17 protein-coding genes are annotated in these 16,741 nt (G+C 31.4%); 16 read left to right on the forward strand and 1 reads right to left on the reverse strand.

All coding sequences use genetic code 11. The annotated features are described in order from the left end of the window. Positions 1-217: 217 nt before the first annotated feature. The 3 genes from O5Y44_RS08405 (at position 218) to O5Y44_RS08415 (ending at position 1,616) form a co-directional block, all read left to right on the forward strand. Positions 218-676, forward strand: a complete 459-nt coding sequence (locus O5Y44_RS08405) for a low molecular weight protein-tyrosine-phosphatase (RefSeq protein ID WP_371465948.1) — start codon at positions 218-220, stop codon at positions 674-676. A gap of 122 nt (positions 677-798) precedes the next feature. Then, positions 799-1,113, forward strand: a complete 315-nt coding sequence (locus O5Y44_RS08410; RefSeq protein WP_371465949.1) for an alpha/beta hydrolase family protein — start codon at positions 799-801, stop codon at positions 1,111-1,113. Further along, on the forward strand, positions 1,113-1,616 hold the full coding sequence (locus O5Y44_RS08415) for a GNAT family N-acetyltransferase (RefSeq protein WP_371465950.1): 504 nt from the start codon (positions 1,113-1,115) through the stop codon (positions 1,614-1,616). The genes O5Y44_RS08410 and O5Y44_RS08415 overlap by 1 nt, the downstream gene beginning before the upstream one ends. Positions 1,617-1,664: 48 nt before the next feature. Here O5Y44_RS08415 and tehB read toward each other — a convergent pair whose 3' ends face one another. Next, positions 1,665-2,498 (reverse strand): tellurite resistance methyltransferase TehB, encoded by an 834-nt coding sequence (gene tehB, locus O5Y44_RS08420; protein ID WP_316447047.1) that lies wholly within the window; start codon positions 2,496-2,498, stop codon positions 1,665-1,667. A 319-nt stretch (positions 2,499-2,817) separates the two neighbouring features. Between tehB and O5Y44_RS08425 the strand changes: the two genes are divergently transcribed. The 13 genes from O5Y44_RS08425 to O5Y44_RS08485 all read left to right on the forward strand — a co-directional run bounded on the left by O5Y44_RS08425 (position 2,818) and on the right by O5Y44_RS08485 (position 16,682). Further along, complete coding sequence (locus tag O5Y44_RS08425; RefSeq protein WP_371465951.1) at positions 2,818-3,549, forward strand: metallophosphoesterase family protein; 732 nt, start codon at positions 2,818-2,820, stop codon at positions 3,547-3,549. 462 nt (positions 3,550-4,011) lie between these two features. After that, on the forward strand, positions 4,012-5,379 hold the full coding sequence (locus tag O5Y44_RS08430; RefSeq protein ID WP_371465952.1) for a CAP domain-containing protein: 1,368 nt from the start codon (positions 4,012-4,014) through the stop codon (positions 5,377-5,379). 303 nt (positions 5,380-5,682) lie between these two features. After that, positions 5,683-6,978: a VldE C-terminal domain-containing protein gene (locus O5Y44_RS08435; protein ID WP_371465953.1), complete on the forward strand. Its 1,296-nt coding sequence runs from the start codon at positions 5,683-5,685 to the stop codon at positions 6,976-6,978. Positions 6,979-7,169: 191 nt separating this feature from the next. Next, entirely contained in the window at positions 7,170-8,144 is a 975-nt protein-coding gene (gene selD / locus O5Y44_RS08440) for a selenide, water dikinase SelD (RefSeq protein WP_371465964.1), read from the forward strand. Positions 8,145-8,170: 26 nt separating this feature from the next. Beyond that, complete coding sequence (gene yedF, locus O5Y44_RS08445) at positions 8,171-8,971, forward strand: sulfurtransferase-like selenium metabolism protein YedF (RefSeq protein WP_371465955.1); 801 nt, start codon at positions 8,171-8,173, stop codon at positions 8,969-8,971. Between the two features lie 8 nt (positions 8,972-8,979). After that, entirely contained in the window at positions 8,980-9,255 is a 276-nt protein-coding gene (locus O5Y44_RS08450; RefSeq protein WP_371465956.1) for a putative Se/S carrier protein, read from the forward strand. 100 nt (positions 9,256-9,355) lie between these two features. Then, complete coding sequence (selB, locus tag O5Y44_RS08455) at positions 9,356-11,239, forward strand: selenocysteine-specific translation elongation factor (RefSeq protein WP_371465958.1); 1,884 nt, start codon at positions 9,356-9,358, stop codon at positions 11,237-11,239. A 54-nt stretch (positions 11,240-11,293) separates the two neighbouring features. Further along, a complete protein-coding gene (locus tag O5Y44_RS08460) occupies positions 11,294-12,445 on the forward strand; it encodes an aminotransferase class V-fold PLP-dependent enzyme (RefSeq protein WP_371465959.1) in 1,152 nt (383 codons plus the stop codon). A gap of 10 nt (positions 12,446-12,455) precedes the next feature. Further along, positions 12,456-13,838: an L-seryl-tRNA(Sec) selenium transferase gene (gene selA / locus O5Y44_RS08465; RefSeq protein WP_371465961.1), complete on the forward strand. Its 1,383-nt coding sequence runs from the start codon at positions 12,456-12,458 to the stop codon at positions 13,836-13,838. Between the two features lie 66 nt (positions 13,839-13,904). Next, entirely contained in the window at positions 13,905-14,342 is a 438-nt protein-coding gene (locus tag O5Y44_RS08470) for a GNAT family N-acetyltransferase (protein WP_271988097.1), read from the forward strand. A gap of 208 nt (positions 14,343-14,550) precedes the next feature. Next, positions 14,551-15,114: a dTDP-4-dehydrorhamnose 3,5-epimerase family protein gene (locus O5Y44_RS08475; protein WP_271988095.1), complete on the forward strand. Its 564-nt coding sequence runs from the start codon at positions 14,551-14,553 to the stop codon at positions 15,112-15,114. Then, a complete protein-coding gene (locus O5Y44_RS08480) occupies positions 15,114-15,893 on the forward strand; it encodes a hypothetical protein (protein WP_371465962.1) in 780 nt (259 codons plus the stop codon). Before O5Y44_RS08475 ends, O5Y44_RS08480 begins: the two co-directional genes overlap by 1 nt. Before the next feature lie 15 nt (positions 15,894-15,908). Further along, complete coding sequence (locus O5Y44_RS08485; protein ID WP_371465963.1) at positions 15,909-16,682, forward strand: alpha-1,2-fucosyltransferase; 774 nt, start codon at positions 15,909-15,911, stop codon at positions 16,680-16,682. Positions 16,683-16,741: the final 59 nt, after the last annotated feature.

Raw genomic sequence — 16,741 nt, forward strand, 5'->3', positions numbered from 1 at the left:
CAAGATTTTGTCGAGTCACCCCCGCACAGTTTATTAGATATCTAAAAAGCTTTTCTAAAGCGATTTTAGATATCAATAAACCACTGCGTCTATGAGTTCTCATATACACGTTGTTAAAATTTAGGTCTTTAGGTCAGCCCCTTGTCTTTATTATGTTGATTTTAACTCTTTATGTTATAATAAAATAGAAAATAAATATTAATGAGGTAATGAAAAAATGGTAAAAGTATTATTTGTTTGTTTAGGGAATATTTGTCGTTCACCTATGGCAGAAGCAATACTTAGAGATATGGTAGAAAAAGAAGGATTAAGCGAAAAAATTCAAATTGATTCAGCAGCAACTAGTAGTTGGGAACACGGTAATCCCGTTCATAGTGGAACTAGAAAAGAACTTGCTAAAGTTGGAATTGGAGTAGAGGGAATGTATTCTCGTATCCTTAATGATAGTGACATACAAGCAGACTATATCATAGGAATGGATGATAGTAATATAGAAAACATTAAGAAATTTATCGCAGGGAGAAAAACTGGTGAGGTTAAAAAATTATTAGAATACGCAGGAGAAGATAGAATTATTGATGATCCGTGGTATACAGGAGATTTCAAAACAACATTTAGCGATGTAACTAAAGGATGTACGGCTTTATTAGATAAAATCAAGAAAGATAATCTTTAATAGGGTAAAATAAGATATGTACTAATATTAAATTAGATTACAAGAAAGAAGGATAAATGAATTTTTAAAAAATAGTAATAGGAATAGCAGTATTAGTTGCTGTAGTAGGAGTTGCTTTAGGAGTGAAATTACAATTTTCTCCTAAAAATAATCAACAAGATAGAGTAACAGAAGTAGGAAAAGCTTATTTTGAAAAATCATTAGACTATGATGTTTATAATGATATGAAGAACTACGATGGAAAAGTTCTTATTGTCCATGGAACAAGTGATAATGTAGCACCGATAAGTTATTCGAGACGTGCTATAGAAACTTTTAAAAATGCTAGGTTAAAAGAAATTCCAGGAGCTGGTCATGGATTTAGAGGAGCTCAACAAGAAGAGGCAACTAAAGCGATTATTGACTTTGTAAAAGGGAGTATTCAAGGAGATAGATAATGTTAAACGTTAGAACGGTTGAATTACAAGATGCCGAAAATTTAGTAAATATTTATAGACCATATGTAGAACATACGGCTATTACTTTTGACTACACTGTACCAAGTGTACACGAATTCGAAGAAAAAATCTCAAAATCAATTCAAAGTTACCCATTTTTAGTAGCGGAAGAAGGAGATGATTTATTAGGATATGCATATGCTAGTGAGTTTTATCCGAAAGATGCATATAAATGGACTGCTGAAATTACGATTTATTTAGATGAAAAGGCTCGTGGAAAAGGTGTTGGAGAGAAGTTGTATAATGAACTTGAAAAACAACTTTACGATAGAGGAATATGCAGATTAACTTCATGTATAGCATATCCGGATGAAGGTAGTGTATCGTTTCATGAGAAGAGAGGGTTTAGAAAGGTAGCTCATTTCGAAAAAGTAGGTTATAAATTTAATCGTTGGTATGATGTCGTATGGTACCAAAAAGATATTAGAGAAAATATTAAATAGAAAAAAGATCCCCACAAGAAAATTTGAATAATCTTGTGGGGATAGATTTTATTCTGATATTTTTTGAGCAAGAATTACAGCGTATGGATAAGGTGAAGCGGAAAGATTCTCATTATACTTAATTATCTTCCAATCATTATAATAGTTTTTTAACTCACCTTCAATAAAAGTAAAGGGGAAAGGAGGGCATCTATGACCTGCTTTGTTTAATGCGCTCACGATTAGATTGTATCCACCATCATTAGTTTGTTTTTTGATATTTGCGATAATACTATGTATTCTTGTTGGATTCAAATACATGAATACATCAGTAGCAAAGATAAAATCATATGTATCTTTTATATTTGCTTCGACAATATCATGTTTAAAAACATTAAGATTTAGTTTTTCTTTAATTGATATATCAGCAAGATCTTGTAAGAATTTCGCATCAATATCAACAGCAGTAATTTTAAAATTTAATGAAGAAAGGTATAATGAATTTTTTCCTTGACCTGCACCTAAGTCTAATGTTTTGCAAGGTTTTATATATTTCATTGCAGCTACAACTTCCGGATGAGCCGGACTTAGGTTGTACTTGTTAAAAAAGTAATTCTCAGCTGTACAGTAAAATTCTAGGTGAAACTGTAGGTCAGTAGAATTAGGATGAATTCTAAATGTGCTTTCTGGTTCAATGAGACTAATTTCACTCTTTTTATTTAAAGAACACTGTTTAATTACGCTGTTCTCTATATCTAGAAAGCTTAATTTCATTTTTCCTTTAACTATTATCAGTTTTGTCCAAACACCTTGTTTAGTATAAAAGCCCTCTCTATAGTTTTTTGGAAGTGATAGAGCAGTAAGGTTTGAAGTGCGTTTAAAACAAAGTAAATTATTCTCCATAAGCTGCGCCTTTCATAGTAATTTACTAATATTATATCATGTGAAAAGTTTAATTAAAAATGATATCCTAAAGAATAAGTATTAAATTGTAAACGATGTAATTCAATAGGGAGTGACTTAAAAATCGTGATTTCGAAGAAATCGATTTTGTCGAGTCACCCTCGCAAAGTTTATTTAGATATCAATAAACCACTGCGTCTATGAGTTCTCATATGAACTTTGTTAAGTTTTAGGTCTTTTGGTCAGCCCCTACTATTTACATTATAGTTATTTTCTATTATTATAGATATAAGAATTAAATGAAGAAGTAGGTGTTTTTATGAGAACAATAGTAATTTCAGATATACATGGATGTTTTTATACGATGAAGAAATTACTTGATGAAGTAGAATTCAACAGTAATGAAGATAAATTAATTTGTTTAGGAGATATGTGTGATAGAGGTAAAAACACTAAATTAGTTTGGGAATATTTTTATAATTTACAAAAAACTCACAAACAACACGTAGTTTTATTGGGAAATCATGAAGACATGTTTAATTTAGCGATAAAAGAAGCAATGTATGACAATACATCTTCAAAAAGACAAAATCACTATTTTAGGAATAATGGGCTAACAACATTACAGTCGTTTTATCCAGAAGCAACAACGGAATCACGAAGAGAATACTTCCAAAAATTTGCTAGAGATAAAAAAAATCTAAGGAAATGGTTGCAAAATCTGCCTACAAGGTATGAGAGTGAAGATTATTACTTTGTGCATGCCGGTGTAGATTTTAATAAAAACTTTTGGGATCAAATACATCGTGATATGGTTTGGATAAGAGAACCATTTTTAACAAGCGAGATGAAATATAATAAAAAAGTATTTCATGGACACAGCCCTGTTAAAGAAAATCCTTATTATGAAATAAAGGATAATCGAATAAATATTGATGGTGGCTGTGTTTATGGAGGTAAATTAAATATAATAGTAATAGAAGGATCTGAATTAATAATCAAACAAAGTAAGATATTAGACGATGATATATATTACAATAAAGAAGGATAGAAGCCGATGAAATCGGCTTCTATCCTTCTTTATAAACAAAAAAAACCGAGCACATTTGTCTCGGTCTCTTATAGAAAAGGAAAGTTTATGAAGTTTATAACTATTTACTAGTTATGAATATATTATAAGCTTTGAACCTTAAATATACTTTAAATTTAGTTTTAAGCGAAAAAATTAAAAAAACATATAAAAGGTCTATTTTAAAGTGTTTATGAATAATATTTCTAATTTTTAAAAGAAATGGGAATTAAAAGTAACTAATAAAAATAAAGTAATTAAATTGTTTGCACAGATTTGAATTATTCTCTTCATTTTTAAATATTTCTAAATTGTTACAAAATGTATTTTGTATTACAAAATAGAAAATCTATTGATAATAAAATTTAGAATGATTATAATTAAGGAGAAGTAACTATTAAATTAAGAATTAAAACGATTTCGATGAAATGAGGAGAATATATAATGAAAAAACAAGGAATAAAGTTAACGAGTAAAGTTTTAACAGGATTAGTATTATTAACAGGTATAACATCACTACCAACAAATGCAGTTGAAGTTAAAACTGCAGCTGTTGATGTAAATAAAGCTAGCGTAAAAGCAAAAGTATATGAATTAAATGGTCATTATTATGCAAAACTAGTAGCAGATAAAGAAGTAGCAAATGTTATTGCTCGTATTACAACTGAAACTAAATCAGAGTTTGTATTGAAAAAAGACCTTATTAAAGCTGGGGAAGAAGTTGTAGTAGAATTAGATATGACAGCAAAAGCTCCAACAAGAAAATTACCTAATACAGAGGTTAAAAGAGAAGGATATACTGCAGTTAATAAAGTAGGAACACATACTTTTAATATTAATGTTCGTTATGAAATTGCAACTGATGAAGTAAAAGCAAAACAAAAAGAAACTCCTAAACCAGTGAACGAATCTAAAAAAGAAAATACGCCAGAAACTTCAGCAACTAATGATCAATCAAAAGGAAACGAAGCTGCAACTAAATCAGAACAACCAGCAGCAACTACTCCTGCAGAAAATACAAAATCAGTTGAAGCTCCAAAAACGGCTGAGACAACAGTTGCTAGACCAAACACTTCAGATAACGAAAAACCAGCTGATAAACCAGCTGATTTAGTTAAAAAATCGACAAAACCAGTTGCTGGAACTGATAGAAGTGCAGTAGCAACGCCAGCTAAAGAAGATACTAAAGCTGTGGGAAGAAAAGCACAAGCAGTTAAAGAAGAAAAAGTAGCTACAAAAACAGAAACTGAAAAACCGAAACAACAAACTCCAGCAGCACCAGCAGCAGGAAGTAGAGAAGAACAAATAAGAAAAGCATTCTTAGATAAAGTTGCTAAATTAAGAAATATTAATGGATTGCCAGCGTTATCAGAAAATGCAGCATTAAATTCTTCTTCTAAATTTAGAAGTTCAGATGTACCAACACGTGCAGTTGATGCAAATATTCATGGACCAAATGGAACAATACAATATGAAAAAGATGCGGCAAAAGCAGCAGGGTATGCAAATTATATTTTAGCTAATATTTCTATAACTGGAGATACAGGGACACCGGAAGAAGTTGCACAAAGATTATTTGATATTCTATTCAAAGAAATTGGAAATGTAGTAGCTAAATATCCATACGGACACAGAAATACCTTATTAGATGCAACTGCTAAAGATGTAGGTGCAGGAGTAACAATAAAAAATGGTCAAGTATATCTTGTACAACACCAAAGCTCTAATGAAGCGTTTAATGGAACTACTCCAAAAGCAGGTAAATATTTAGATGGATCAAATACTATTTTTAAAGGTGGTAAACCAGTATAAAATAGTAAATTAAATATATTAAGCTTATTAACATCAAAATTATAGAAAACCCAATTAGATTTTCTAAAGTTAGATGTTAGTTAGCTTTTTTTATATTACAATTTGAAGACACTATTGTCATCTTCATCTACAATTGTAACTAATTATACTCTATGAAAACTTATTCTAAAGCTAATGTAATTAAACAAAAGTTTGTAACGAAATTGTAAAGAAAATCAGAATATATTACAAATCAGAAATTCTATTGATTAAAATATGTAAATCAGATATAATTGACACAACAATAAATTTAGGAGAAATTTAATGAGTAAAACGAAATTGACTAGAAGAATATTAACAGGGTTAGTGTTATTAGTTGGGGCATCTGGAGCAGTTACAGTTGCTAATGAAGTTAATAATGCGGCAGTTAATGTTAATAAAAAAGATGTAAAAGCTAGTGTTTATGAAAAAAATGGACACTACTATGTGAAACTTACAACAGCTAAAAACGTTTCTAATGTAGTTGCACGAGTAACTACAGAAGATAGAAAAGAATATGTAGTTAAAAAAGAAGCTATCAAAGTGGGAGAAGTAGTAGAGTATGAGATAGATATAAATGCTGACGTAACTACTAGAAAATTACCACATACTGCAGTTAAAAGAGAAACTGTTAAATCTGTTGTAATTATAGGGAATCACACTTTCAACGCTGTAGTAAGTTATGATGTAGAAGTTGATGATTCTCAAGAACAAGCAGCCAAACCGGTAGATAAAAATACTGAAAATAAAACAACTTTAGATCAACTTGCTGAGAAGAGAGAAGTAACTGCTGAGCAAAAAGCTAAAGAAGAAGCCGAAGCTAAGAAAGTAGCAGAAACAAAGGCAGCTGCAGATGCGAAAGCAAAAGAAGCAGAAGCTAAGAAAGCAGCAGAAACAAAAGCAGCTGCAGATGCGAAAGCAAAAGAAGTAGAAGCTAAGAAAGCAGCAGAAACAAAGGCAGCTGCAGATACGAAAGCGAAAGAAGCAGAAACAAAAGCAGCTGCGGATGCGAAAGTAAAAGAAGCCGAAGCTAAGAGTGCAGCAGAAACAAAAGCAGCGGCTGATGCTAAATTAAAACAAGAAGCCGAAGCAAAAGCTAAAGCAGAAAAAGAAGCCGAAGCTAAAAAAGCAGCTGAAGCAAAAAAAGCAGCTGAAGCAAAACAAACAACTACAGTAGCTGGTGGATTACCAGAAGTAACTGCAGCAGAATTAGCAGATCCTGCGATGAATGGATTAACTCCTCATACTAAAAAGATGAAAGTAGCTTTAGCGAAGAAATTCGGAATAACAAGCTTCTCACTATTTAGAGCGGGAGACGACGATGGTACTGGTCACGGACATAACTCTGGTATGGCTGTAGACTTCATGGTGCCTGTAAACTCAGCACAAGGTGACCAACTTGCAGAGTACTTAACTAAGCACATGGATGAACTTGGAGTTTATTACATTATCTGGAAACAAAGATTCTATATGCCACAACAAAACATTTATGGACCAGCAAATACATGGAACATAATGCCTAACCGTGGTGGAGTAACTGCTAACCACTATGACCACGTTCACGTGAGTTTCAAAAAATAATAAATAAAATTATAGACAATTAATAGATGAAAATTACTATCTGTTAGTTGTCTATTTTTACATTAAAAAACTAAATAATACTTTTAAATTAAAGTGTTAAGTAGTATAATTATAGATAAGTAGTAGTATAGGAGGTAAATATGTCAGAAAAGAAAATGAACATGATTGTGTGTGGAGGTTGAAACTCGAAAATAGGGCCGGGAGCCTTATCAGATATACTAAAAGACCTTCCAAAAAAAGAAGATAAAAATTTAATAGTTGGGTATGAATCTTCGGATGATGCAGCCGTTTATAAAATTTCCGAAGATAAGGCGATTATTCAAACATTAGATTTCTTTACAACAATGATAAATGATCCATATCTATATGGGCAAATTGCAGCGACTAATGCGCTTAGTGACGTTTATGCAATGGGTGGAGAAGTTATTTCAGCATTAAATATAGTAGCTTTCCCAGAGAATATGGACCTAGAAATTTTACATCAAATATTAAAAGGTGGAGCGGAAAAAGTTCATGAAGCAGGAGGGGTTCTTGCAGGAGGACACTCTATTCACGATGCTACACCAAAATACGGATTATCGGTAACAGGAATAGTTCATCCTGATAAAATATTACAAAATAACAATTGTAAAGTAGGAGATTTATTAATCGTAACAAAACCATTAGGAGTGAGTATTATTAATACAGCTCATATGGTAAAAGAATGTTCAGAAGAAGCATTTGCTCAAAGTGTTAAACAAATGACAACACTTAATAAATATTCTGCTCAAATGATGAAAGACTTTAATGTTAATAGTTGTACAGATATTACTGGATTCGGTTTTTTAGGACATCTTGTAGAAATGTTGGATGATAAATATTCAGCAGAAGTATATTCGAAAGATATTCCATATATCGAAGAAGCGTATAAATGTGCAAATGAATTTGTTATTACCGCAGGTGGTCAACTTAACAGAACATTCGTTGAGCCAAATGTAGAATATCAGATTAAAGACTTTGCATTAGAAGAAATAATGTACGATCCACAAACATCTGGAGGACTTTTAATAAGTTTACCAGAAAGTGAAGCGTATGAATTATTAGAAAAACTAAACACTCTTGAAATTAAGAGTGCTATAGTAGGAAAAGTTATAGAAAAACAAGAAAAAGCAGTTATTATTAAATAACCAGAAGACAATAGGAGAATATAAGTATGAAAAAAGAAATTTTAGATGCACAAGGCTTAGCTTGCCCGATGCCAGTTATTCAAACAAAAAAATTATTATTAGAAAATGATGTAGTAGAAACAATTGTAGACAATGTTATAGCTACTCAAAACTTAGAAAAAATGGCTAAACAATTAGGATTCAATTTCTCAGTGAAAGAAGAAACAAAAGATAAATATATCGTTACTATTTCTAAGGGAGAAGCAAGTGTTGGTGTAGTCGTGGATACATTGTGTGATAAATGCGTAGTTCCTGTAACTCAAGCAACACGTGCACTAGAAGAAGATACGAAAGTAACTTTATTAGTAAAAACTGAAGATAGTGTAGAAAGTCTTAGAAAATTTGCTGGTAAAAATAGTTATGAGTTTAAAGTTTCTGATATTGAAGGTGGCTTCAAAGTTGAAATTACAAGAGAAGAAACGCCGCAATTAGAAGCTTTACCAGTAGTTAAAGATGACAGCTATATCGTTGTGATTAACAAAGATCAAATGGGACATGGTAGTGAAGAACTAGGTAAAAGATTAATTAAAGCATATCTTTATGCTTTAGGTGAACAAGAAGTTCTTCCTAAAAAAATTATTTTCTATAATAATGGTGGAATTTTAGTAGATAAAACTCGAAGCCACGTACTAGAAGAGCTAAAAACACTAGAAGAAGGTGGAGTAGAGATAGTTTGCTGTGGTGCGTGTATTGACTACCACAATATTGATTTAGCGGTTGGAAATCCAACAAACATGTACTTCATAGTAGAAGACATGAGAAAAGCTAATAAAGTAATTCAACCGTAGGAGGAAACATGGTAGAAGAAGGATTAGTAGTTTTTAATAGTACACACGATTCAATAAAGGCGGATAACATTTGTCTAGAAAGAAAAATGGGAGCATCACTTATTCCAACACATCCATCTATAGGAGTAGGTTGTGGATTTATGCTAAAAACAGCTTGGGATAATTTCGATAATGTTGTAAGAATGTTAGTGGATGAAAAAATCGAATATCGTGGTTTGTATTATTCTAGAAAAGCTGGAATCAAAAGAATAATAACAGAATTAAAAGATTATAAATTAAAATAAAATTTTGGATAGAGGTTATTATAGAGAAAGTTTAAAATCTATTTTGTAAAGTTCTCTCTCATAATCTCTATTCTTAATATAAAGTGTAAAGGTGAATTGTATGAATAACAATGTAATTATTGGTACTGCAGGGCATATTGATCACGGGAAGACGACCCTGATAAAAGCTCTAAGTGGTATTGAAACAGATACTACTCAAGAAGAAAAAGACAGAGGAATGTCGATAAATCTTGGATTTGCTTATTTTGATCTACCAAGTGGAAAAAGATGTGGTGTAGTTGACGTTCCAGGGCATGAAAAATTTATTAAAAATATGTTAGCTGGAGTTAGTGGAATAAACTTAGTATTATTACTAGTTGACTCAAGAGAAGGTATAATGCCTCAGACGAAAGAGCATGTTGATATTTTAACTTTACTAGGAATTGAAAACTACATTATTGTAATGACAAAAATAGATTTAGTTGAAGAAGAATATCGAGAACTTGTTAAAGAAGATATTCGAGAATTCATCGCTGGAACAGTCCTTGAAAATTCTCCAATTATAGAGGTAGACTCAATTAGTAAAAAAGGTTTAGACAACCTGTTAGAAACAATTGATAAGAAAACAGAAGATATCGAAGCGAAAAATATCGAGAAAAATGCTAGACTTAATATTGACCGTTCATTCCAGGTGAAAGGATTCGGAACGGTTGTTACAGGAACACTTACGGAAGGTGTAGTAAATGTAGGGGATGAACTTGTTATTTATCCAAAAGGAATAAAAACAAAAGTAAGAAATATACAAGTCCACGCAAAAGATGTAGAAAAAGCCTACGCAGGCCAAAGAACAGCGATAAACTTAGCGAATATCAAGTTTGATGATGTAAAACGTGGAGACACTCTAGCGACTGCAGATTCATTAACAAAGACTTATATGATAGATAGTGAGATTAAATTAATTAATGATGAGAGAGCTAATCTTGAATTATGGGATAGAGTGCGTGTATATATAGGTACTGAAGAAGTCATGGCAAGGGTTGTACCACTTGGAACAGATTTATTAAAAGCAGGAGAGAGCAGTTTTGCTCAACTTAGACTAGAAGATGAAATAGCGGTTAAAAATTATGATAAATTCATCATTCGTACTTATTCACCAATGATTACAATAGGTGGAGGGGTAATTCTTGATGCTAGTCCAAAAAAACATAGCAGATTTAATGAAGAAATTCTTGAAAAACTTAAAGTGCAGCTTGAAGGGAATACATCAGATTTAATAGCTAACTATATACTATCACATAATAATTATTTAGTTTCTAAAGATAGTATCGTAAAAGATTTACAACTTCCAGAAGAAGAGATAGTGGAATCAATAGCACAACTAATAGAAACAGCTACAGTTTATGAGACTAAGTTAGGATATATTCATAAGAAAAAATATGAAGAAGTATTAGAAAAACTGAAAAAATTATTAGTAGAATATCATAATAGATTCAAATTGAAAGTTGGTATTCCTAAAATTGAGGTACTTTCTAAGTTTAAACTTTCTCAAAAAGAAACATTAGAGCTACTTGATCTATTTATAGCGAACAACGAAATTCGACTAGAGGGTAATTTAGTAGCTGAAAAAGATTTCGTAGTTAATTATGATAAGAAACAATTGGCTGAAAAAGAAAGAATAGAGAAGGCTTTACTAGAAGGAGGATTTACACCACCGACTATTAAAGATTTAACAAACGGAGAAAAACCGAAAGTTGAGATATTAGAATCTCTAATCGACAATACAATAGTTAGATTAGATGCTGATTTAGTATTACATGCTAATGTATTAAAAGAAGCTATTCAAAAAGTAGAAGATCATTTTAAAGTAAATGATCAAATGGGATTAGCTGAATTTAGAGATATGACAGGTTCTAGTAGAAAATATTCTATGGCTATTTTAGAATATATCGATAAACTAGGAATTACTCGACGTGTAGAAAATTATCGAGTATTAGCGAAAAAATAAATAAAGAAGGGAGCTAAGTCATCGTACAAAATTGACTTAGATAAGGTAAGGGATATGAGTTATTATTTCGACTATGGAGCAACGTCGCTAAAAAAACCTAAAGAAGTGGCGGACAAAGTCTATGAAGTACTATCATCGGCGAAATATGCAAATGCATCAAGGGGCAGTTATTATGAAGCGAATAACGCTTTTCGTGAAGTGTTTGAAGCAAGAAATGATATTGCAAAATTCTTCGGTTTGAAAGATGAAGACAGAGTAGTATTTACGAGTAATTCTACAGAAAGTCTAAATATAGCAATATTAGGATTATTAGAAAAAGAAGATCATGTAATTACGACTTCTATGGAACATAATTCGGTATTAAGACCAGTTTATTTAGCTCATGAAACAATAGGATGTGACTATACGATTGTTAGAGCTGGAAAAACAGGATTAATCGACTATGAGGAGTTAGAAAAAGCTATCAAACCTAATACAAAAATGATCGCTATCACGCATGGTTCAAATGTTACAGGGAATATAGTAGACTTGGAAAAAGTTGCTGCTATCTGTAAAAAACACAATATTATTTCAGTTGTGGATGCTTCGCAAACTGCTGGAGTAGTGCCTATCAATATAGATGAACTAGGAATAGATGTATTATGTTTTACTGGGCATAAAAGTCTGTACGGACCACAAGGAATTGGTGGGCTATGTGTAAGACTTAAAGAACCTGAAATTAAGAGATTTAAAGTCGGTGGAAGTGGAGTTAGAACTTTCGATGAGAAACATCCAGGAGAATATCCACTGCGCTTAGAAGCGGGTACGCTTAACACTGCAGGAATCTTAGGTTTGCATGAGGGAATAAAATATATAAATAGACAAGGAATAGAAAATCTTTATAAAAAACAGATGAACTTTGCGAACAAATTCTATAACGAATTAAAAGACTTAGATTGTTTAGAGTTTTATGGAGATTTTACAAAAGAACGTACAGCAGTAGTTTCATTGAACTTCAAAGGTATTTCAGCTTCAGATGTAGCAGATGTACTTGCTGAAGAATATGACATTGCTGTTAGACCTGGAGCACATTGCGCACCTCTAATGCATGAGGTACTAGGGACAAAAGAACAAGGTATAGTGAGATTTTCTTTTTCTAGTATGAATACAGAAGAAGAAGTAGATTATGCTATTAATGCTATAAAAACATTAGCAAAAGAAATTTAGGAGAATTATTATGTCAAAACAATTATTATCACAAATTCCCGCAATAAATAAGATTTTATTATTAGATGAAGTAAAAGCACTAATAAATGAATATGCAGAAGTAGCGGTGAAATCAGCGATAAAAGAATATATTGATAGAATTAAACAAGAAATACTAAATGAAGAATTATTCGAAGTTCCAAGTTTAGAGAAAATTGTAGTAGAAGTTACACAAATAGTAAAAAAAGAAGATAGAAATTCTTTACGTAGAGTAATTAATGCAACTGGAACAATTTTACACACAAACTTAGGTCGTAGTTTACTAAGTCAGAAGATTAAAGAAAATATTGAGAGAGTAGCATTTAACTATTCTAACCTTGAGTTTGATATAGATAATAAAAAACGTGGAAGTCGTTATGTCCACCTTATTGATATTATCAAAAAATTAACAGGTGCAGAAGATGTCCTTGTAGTTAACAACAATGCTGCGGCTGTACTGTTAACGTTAAATACACTAGTTAAAGACAAGGAAATAGTAGTTTCTCGTGGAGAGCTGGTAGAAATTGGTGGAGCATTCAGAATTCCTGAAATTATAAAACTAAGTGGTGGTACTCCTATTGAAGTAGGTACTACGAATAAAACACATTTAAAAGATTATGAGAATGCGATTAATGACAATACAGGAGCATTGTTAAAAGTTCATACTAGTAACTATAAGATTGTAGGATTTACTAAAGAAGTATCTAATGAAGAGATATCTTACCTTGCTCGTGAGAACGAACTAGTGTCTATAAACGACTTAGGAAGCGGGCAGTTCGTAGACTTTTCTAAATATGGATTACCTTACGAACCAACTGTAAAAGAAGTGCTTGATAGTGGTATTGATATAGTAACTTTCAGTGGAGATAAACTTCTGGGAGGACCACAAGCAGGTATTATCGTTGGTAAAAAAGAATATATAGAAAAAATGAAAAAGAACCAACTTACTCGTACGTTACGTGTAGATAAGATGACTTTAGCTGCATTAGAAGCTACATTAAAACTATATCTAGATGAAAAAGAAGCACTAGAACACATTCCGACATTGCACATGATTTCATTATCAAAAGAACGCTTATTTGGTAAAGCAGACGTACTAAAAACAAGACTTGGTGACTTAGACTTCAAGATTACAATAGCTGAAGATAAGGCAGAAGTCGGTGGAGGAAGCTATCCAGCAAGTTACTTAGAAAGTGTTGTGGTAAAATTAGAACACCCAAGACTAAGTGCGACAGAACTAGAACGTCGTCTATTAGAAGTAGAAATACCTATTATTACACGTATTAAAGACAATGAATTAATTCTTGATATGAGAACACTTCGAACAAGAGAATTCGATTTAGTTAAACAAGCTTTAATAGAAGTCGCGAAGTAAACATAGAATTTAAGTTGCAGTAAGTTGCATGTTAAATAATATTTGATAAAATCAGAAGGTGAGTATATGTTTAGGGAAATAAATATAGAAGATGTACAAGAAGTAGCAGAAATTTGTAAAGCAGCATTAGGTTATGATGTAGATGTTGAAAATGTGAAAAGACAAATAGAGAAACTAACTAATGACAAGAAACAACATATTATTATCGGTTATGAAGATGAAAACACAAGGAAGATTATAGGATTTGTTCATGCTCAAATGTATGAAAGTTTCTATAGTAATCTAGGATTAAATATTTTAGGACTCGCTGTTAATCCTGATTTTCAAGGTAGGGGAATAGGTAGAAAACTTATGAATGAGTTAGAAGACTATGCTGTAGACAATAATATTAGCTTTATTAGGTTAAATTCTGCCATGAAACGTGAAGAAGCACATAAATTCTATGAACATATCGGTTATACCTGTGATAAAGTTCAAAAAAGATTTATAAAGGTATTTGAGTAAGAAAATTAAAACAGAAGTTTTTGTATTTTGACTTACTTAACCAAGTAAAAAATAAGGTCTATATAATCAAATGAATTATTTATTTCCTAGGAAATTCGATTAAGTTTGATTGTATAGATCTTTCTTTTTATTAGATTTTCTTCAACTTGTTTGCACAAAAGAAGTATGATAATATAGAGTAGACTTATATAGAGAAGAGGTTTAGGAAATGGATTTATGTAAAGAATACAATGGTATTGATGGATTGTTAGTTTTGACAAGTCCACTTCACCATGATGATAGAGGATATTTTCTAGAAAACTGGAAGAAAAATGATTTAATAAAATTTGGAGTACCAAAAGAGTTCTTCAATAATGATCTGCAAAACAATGTTTCAGTGTCGAATAAAGGGACTCTAAGGGGTATGCACTGCCAAGGATGGGCGAAATTAATGACAGTTGCGTGGGGAACATTTAGAATGTGTTTTGTAGATTTGCGCCGTGAATCTCATACATATAAAAAGGTAATGTCTCTTGATGTAAAACCTGGTATGGCAGTATTCGTTCCTGAAGGTGTTGCGAACGGCGCACAATCTTTAGTAGAAAATGGAATATTGAATTATATTGTAACTGGATATTATAATCCAAATGAAAAATACTTAGGTATTACTCCATTAGATCTAAAACTTAACTTACCTTGGGATATGACTACAACACCGATAATTTCGGAAAAAGATAAGGGAAGTCTATCTTATGACGAAGTGATAGCTATTATAGAAAGTGATGTGAAATAATGAAAAACATTGCTTTAATAGGTGAGACAGGATCAGTAGGTGAGGAAATATTTAATCAGTTACTTAAAATAGATAATCTACATGTGAATACTTTTACTAGGAGAAATATAACTGACGTCCTACATAGTGAATATGACATTACTATATGTGCAGCTCCATCCTCAGGGAAGCTAAAAACAAATTTAGAACTTGATAACAGTGACAAAGACATAGAAGAGCTGTGTAGAATAATAAAAGAAATAAAGACGAATAGATTTATTCTAATATCATCACAATCAGTTATTTATGAAGCGGAAAAACTATATGGAAAAGTTCAAAAAAAGGTGCTAGATAGTGTCCTAGTTCATCATAGTAATCACACAGTTTATTTGGTAGATACTCTATATGGAACTAGTTTAAATAAAGGTTTCATTAGTGATGTTATTACGAAACAGTGGAGTTTTTTATCTGATGATTATATTAAAAAATTACCTGAATTAATGGATTATTATAAAAAAATAGGAAATACTAATCTTTGGGAACGATATAATGAATTACCAAAGAATCTACTAGAAAAGTTACCAAATATAGTAGATATTTATCCAGATGATAAGATTTTTCAGGTTACTCCGATAGCTGCATTAGCTAAAACTCTTGTAGAAAATATGGAAGAATCACAAGGATTAAAAACTAGTATATCTGAGACAGAAGTATTTATAGGAAAACAGATTAAAGATCTCTATGAAAATCCAAACGAGGATACATTTTTGGGTAAATATTTTATGAAACAAAAAATATAGGAAAGGAAATTTAGAGTGAAAGTTTATTATAACGATAGAGGATTCCAACTTGGTAATCTACTATTTGTATTAATGCAAGCACATAAAGATAGATTAGCTGGTATAGAAGAAAGCTATGTACTAAGAACAGGTTATTTTAAATTTGCACAAAGTTTCTTTCCGAAAACAGCTGAGTTATTTGGAAAAGCGCAAGGTTGTGAGCTAGAGCCATTCGGATATTATCAAATATCAGGACAAGATTATGGCACAGAGTTATTGGACTCATTCTGTAGAGAATATCTTTTAGAAAGAGTAGAAGAACTATCTAGTCAGTTTGATAAAAAAAACATAACAATAGCGATAAGAAGAACAGATTTTTTAGATGGAGATAGAGCAGAGAAATATGGGTATAACGCGGTTAAGTATGTGATTGACTGCTTAGAAATAATCAAAGAAAAAGAAGGCGATATTTCTGATTTAACAATAAGAATAACTTCAGATGACACAACTTGGTGTAAAGAAGAGTTAGCTCCAAAATTAAAAGTATTATTTAGTTTTTCGAATGAAATAGTAGTTGAAGATCAAGATATTCAAGATAATTTCTTACAATTATACGCAACAGATAAATACTTCATCACACCGAATTCTACTTATGGATACTGGGTAGGATATGTGCTGAGAGTGAGCGGAAGAAATGTTCAAACTTTTGCCCCTAATTTTAATACAACATTAATCGAAAATGGACGACAAATAGCAGACACAAGAGATTGGATACTAGTTGATGTTGATAGAAGTATGTATAATAAATAAAGTGAATGAATACTAAGAGAAGAATATGTAGAGTAGAGCATATTCTTCTCTTATATTTT

The organism is Gemella sp. 27098_8_155 (assembly GCF_041433725.1).
In the GTDB taxonomy this organism is placed as follows: Bacteria; Bacillota; Bacilli; order Staphylococcales; family Gemellaceae; genus Gemella; species Gemella haemolysans_D.

Excerpts from the sequence above, each read along its gene's own strand:
- selA (WP_371465961.1), top strand. The coding sequence starts at position 12,456 with ATGTCAAAACAATTATTATCACAAATTCCCGCAATAAATAAGATTTTA.
- O5Y44_RS08470 (WP_271988097.1), top strand. The coding sequence starts at position 13,905 with ATGTTTAGGGAAATAAATATAGAAGATGTACAAGAAGTAGCAGAAATT.
- O5Y44_RS08405 (WP_371465948.1), top strand. The coding sequence starts at position 218 with ATGGTAAAAGTATTATTTGTTTGTTTAGGGAATATTTGTCGTTCACCT.
- O5Y44_RS08475 (WP_271988095.1), top strand. The coding sequence starts at position 14,551 with ATGGATTTATGTAAAGAATACAATGGTATTGATGGATTGTTAGTTTTG.
- O5Y44_RS08460 (WP_371465959.1), top strand. The coding sequence starts at position 11,294 with ATGAGTTATTATTTCGACTATGGAGCAACGTCGCTAAAAAAACCTAAA.
- O5Y44_RS08415 (WP_371465950.1), top strand. The coding sequence starts at position 1,113 with ATGTTAAACGTTAGAACGGTTGAATTACAAGATGCCGAAAATTTAGTA.
- O5Y44_RS08435 (WP_371465953.1), top strand. The coding sequence starts at position 5,683 with ATGAGTAAAACGAAATTGACTAGAAGAATATTAACAGGGTTAGTGTTA.
- O5Y44_RS08480 (WP_371465962.1), top strand. The coding sequence starts at position 15,114 with ATGAAAAACATTGCTTTAATAGGTGAGACAGGATCAGTAGGTGAGGAA.
- O5Y44_RS08430 (WP_371465952.1), top strand. The coding sequence starts at position 4,012 with ATGAAAAAACAAGGAATAAAGTTAACGAGTAAAGTTTTAACAGGATTA.
- tehB (WP_316447047.1), bottom strand. The coding sequence starts at position 2,498 with ATGGAGAATAATTTACTTTGTTTTAAACGCACTTCAAACCTTACTGCT.
- O5Y44_RS08450 (WP_371465956.1), top strand. The coding sequence starts at position 8,980 with ATGGTAGAAGAAGGATTAGTAGTTTTTAATAGTACACACGATTCAATA.
- O5Y44_RS08425 (WP_371465951.1), top strand. The coding sequence starts at position 2,818 with ATGAGAACAATAGTAATTTCAGATATACATGGATGTTTTTATACGATG.
- selB (WP_371465958.1), top strand. The coding sequence starts at position 9,356 with ATGAATAACAATGTAATTATTGGTACTGCAGGGCATATTGATCACGGG.
- yedF (WP_371465955.1), top strand. The coding sequence starts at position 8,171 with ATGAAAAAAGAAATTTTAGATGCACAAGGCTTAGCTTGCCCGATGCCA.